General features: G+C 48.1%; 2 protein-coding genes. Both read left to right on the top strand.

What is annotated here, in order from left to right; all coding sequences use genetic code 11:
• A partial coding sequence (locus R7Z50_RS27555; protein WP_318149760.1) for a DUF3394 domain-containing protein occupies positions 1-345 on the top strand: 345 nt, incomplete at its 5' end.
• 44 nt (positions 346-389) lie between these two features.
• The coding region (locus R7Z50_RS27550) for a universal stress protein (protein WP_318149759.1) at positions 390-700 on the top strand (311 nt) is incomplete at its 3' end.

The following is a 700-nucleotide window of genomic DNA, read 5'->3' as shown; positions in this document are numbered from 1 at the left end:
GGAGAATCCATTGAGTTACGTGTTGCCGGACAAAACCTCGAAGGCGAATACGTCGAGAAAACGGTACGTCTGCCATTCGAAGACAGAGCAACGACAGCTGAAGAGCGTATCTCTTCAATGGGTCTGATGCTGACTGAGAACGACGGCAAAATGGTCGTCGACATGGTTGAATTTGGTAGCCCTGCGGAGTCATCTGGTATCGACTTTGATTGGGAAATCAAATGGGTCGTTCAAGACGCGGATCGTCCAATGAAAGAATGGGTATTTGTACCTTGCTTGATTCTTCTGCTGGTACTTGCCATGAACCAAAAACGTCGTGCTCGCAAGGAACAACTGAGCGCATAACCGATTTGGCCCCGCGGATCTGGGGCCTTAGTGAGAGACATTGAATGTATAAACAAATTCTTGTTCCGGTTGATCTAAATGACCAAGGCTTCTCAGACCGAGCGGTTGAACTGGCGGTGTGGCAAGCAAAACAAGCAAACGCAGAAATCCACCTGCTCACTGTTTTGCCAGGTATTCACATGTCGATGGTCGCCACTTACTTCCCAAAAGACGCAGCGGCGAAAATGAAGCAAGATGTGAAGCAGCAGCTAAAAGCATTTGCCAGCGAGCACATTGATGATGAAGTGATTTACAAAGTGCACGTTGCCGAAGGCAAAGCTTACGCAACAATTCTTGATTACGCCGAACGTTTGGG

It is taken from the genome of Vibrio sp. 1249-1 (assembly GCF_033340495.1).
This window is presented reverse-complemented; position numbering and strand designations above follow the sequence as displayed.